This window comes from Pantoea conspicua (assembly GCF_002095315.1).
Taxonomy (GTDB): domain Bacteria; phylum Pseudomonadota; class Gammaproteobacteria; order Enterobacterales; family Enterobacteriaceae; genus Pantoea; species Pantoea conspicua.
In genome coordinates, this window is record NZ_MLFN01000099.1 from 1 (window position 1) to 3,097 (window position 3,097).

1 rRNA gene is annotated in these 3,097 nt (G+C 53.3%); it reads left to right on the forward strand.

What is annotated here, in order from left to right:
- Nucleotides 1-146: 146 nt before the first annotated feature.
- A 23S ribosomal RNA gene (locus HA41_RS19310) occupies nucleotides 147-3,053 on the forward strand.
- Nucleotides 3,054-3,097: the final 44 nt, after the last annotated feature.

The window sequence follows — 3,097 nt, forward strand, 5'->3', positions numbered from 1 at the left end:
TATTTGCTCTTTAACAATCCGGAACAAGCTGAAAATTGAAACGACGTGTCGTTTTCATTCTCCGTAATAAGAATGAAAAACGCGACACGTTCGAGTCTCTCAAATGCTTGCAGCTCGCAGCGTTGTAAAACGCCTGTGGGTTGTGAGGTTAAGCGACTAAGCGTACACGGTGGATGCCCTGGCAGTCAGAGGCGATGAAGGACGTGCTAATCTGCGTAAAGCGACGGTAAGGTGATATGAACCGCTACAGCCGTCGATGTCCGAATGGGGAAACCCGGTGCACTCAGTGCATCATTGCAGCATGAATACATAGTGCTGCAAGGCGAACCGGGGGAACTGAAACATCTAAGTACCCCGAGGAAAAGAAATCAACCGAGATTCCCCCAGTAGCGGCGAGCGAACGGGGAGCAGCCCAGAGCCTGAATCAGTTTGTGTGTTAGTGGAAGCGTCTGGAAAGTCGCAGGGTACAGGGTGATACTCCCGTACACAAAAATACACATGCTGTGAGCTCGATGAGTAAGGCGGGACACGTGGTATCCTGTCTGAATATGGGGGGACCATCCTCCAAGGCTAAATACTCCTGACTGACCGATAGTGAACCAGTACCGTGAGGGAAAGGCGAAAAGAACCCCGGCGAGGGGAGTGAAACAGAACCTGAAACCGTGTACGTACAAGCAGTGGGAGCCTTCTTTATGGGGGTGACTGCGTACCTTTTGTATAATGGGTCAGCGACTTATATTCTGTAGCAAGGTTAACCGTATAGGGGAGCCGCAGGGAAACCGAGTCTTAACTGGGCGTTAAGTTGCAGGGTATAGACCCGAAACCCGGTGATCTAGCCATGGGCAGGTTGAAGGTTGGGTAACACTAACTGGAGGACCGAACCGACTAATGTTGAAAAATTAGCGGATGACCTGTGGCTGGGGGTGAAAGGCCAATCAAACCGGGAGATAGCTGGTTCTCCCCGAAAGCTATTTAGGTAGCGCCTCGTGAACTCATCTCCGGGGGTAGAGCACTGTTTCGGCTAGGGGGCCATCCCGGCTTACCAACCCGATGCAAACTGCGAATACCGGAGAATGTTATCACGGGAGACACACGGCGGGTGCTAACGTCCGTCGTGAAGAGGGAAACAACCCAGACCGCCAGCTAAGGTCCCAAAGTCATGGTTAAGTGGGAAACGATGTGGGAAGGCACAGACAGCCAGGATGTTGGCTTAGAAGCAGCCATCATTTAAAGAAAGCGTAATAGCTCACTGGTCGAGTCGGCCTGCGCGGAAGATGTAACGGGGCTAAACCATGCACCGAAGCTGCGGCAGCGACGCGTATGCGTTGTTGGGTAGGGGAGCGTTCTGTAAGCCGTCGAAGGTGGCCTGTGAGGGCTGCTGGAGGTATCAGAAGTGCGAATGCTGACATAAGTAACGATAAAGCGGGTGAAAAGCCCGCTCGCCGGAAGACCAAGGGTTCCTGTTCAACGTTAATCGGAGCAGGGTGAGTCGACCCCTAAGGCGAGGCCGAAAGGCGTAGTCGATGGGAAACAGGTTAATATTCCTGTACTTGGTGTTACTGCGAAGGGGGGACGGAGAAGGCTATATCAGCCGGGCGACGGTTGTCCCGGTTTAAGCGTGTAGGTGTGTGTTCCAGGCAAATCCGGTTCACTTTACACTGAGGCGTGACGACGAGGCACTACGGTGCTGAAGTGATAAATGCCCTGCTTCCAGGAAAAGCCTCTAAGCATCAGGTAACACAAAATCGTACCCCAAACCGACACAGGTGGTCAGGTAGAGAATACCAAGGCGCTTGAGAGAACTCGGGTGAAGGAACTAGGCAAAATGGTGCCGTAACTTCGGGAGAAGGCACGCTGGCGCGTAGGTGGAGGGACCCGCTCCCCGAGCCGAAGCCAGTCGAAGATACCAGCTGGCTGCAACTGTTTATTAAAAACACAGCACTGTGCAAACACGAAAGTGGACGTATACGGTGTGACGCCTGCCCGGTGCCGGAAGGTTAATTGATGGGGTTATCCGTAAGGAGAAGCTCTTGATCGAAGCCCCGGTAAACGGCGGCCGTAACTATAACGGTCCTAAGGTAGCGAAATTCCTTGTCGGGTAAGTTCCGACCTGCACGAATGGCGTAATGATGGCCAGGCTGTCTCCACCCGAGACTCAGTGAAATTGAACTCGCTGTGAAGATGCAGTGTACCCGCGGCAAGACGGAAAGACCCCGTGAACCTTTACTACAGCTTGACACTGAACATTGAGCCTTGATGTGTAGGATAGGTGGGAGGCTTTGAAGCGCAGACGCCAGTCTGCGTGGAGCCAACCTTGAAATACCACCCTTTAATGTTTGATGTTCTAACGTGGCCCCGTTATCCGGGGTGCGGACAGTGTCTGGTGGGTAGTTTGACTGGGGCGGTCTCCTCCTAAAGAGTAACGGAGGAGCACGAAGGTCAGCTAATCACGGTCGGACATCGTGAGGTTAGTGCAATGGCATAAGCTGGCTTGACTGCGAGAGTGACGGCTCGAGCAGGTGCGAAAGCAGGTCATAGTGATCCGGTGGTTCTGAATGGAAGGGCCATCGCTCAACGGATAAAAGGTACTCCGGGGATAACAGGCTGATACCGCCCAAGAGTTCATATCGACGGCGGTGTTTGGCACCTCGATGTCGGCTCATCACATCCTGGGGCTGAAGTAGGTCCCAAGGGTACGGCTGTTCGCCGTTTAAAGTGGTACGCGAGCTGGGTTTAGAACGTCGTGAGACAGTTCGGTCCCTATCTGCCGTGGGCGCTGGAGAATTGAGGGGGGTTGCTCCTAGTACGAGAGGACCGGAGTGAACGCACCACTGGTGTTCGGGTTGTCATGCCAATGGCATTGCCCGGTAGCTAAGTGCGGAAAAGATAAGTGCTGAAAGCATCTAAGCACGAAACTTGCCCCGAGATGAGTTCTCCCTGACTCCTTGAGAGTCCTGAAGGGACGTTGAAGACGACGACGTTGATAGGCCGGGTGTGTAAGCGCAGCGATGCGTTGAGCTAACCGGTACTAATGACCCGTGAGGCTTAACCTTACAACGCCAGAGGCGTTTTTGAGAGACACGATTTTCAGCTTGTT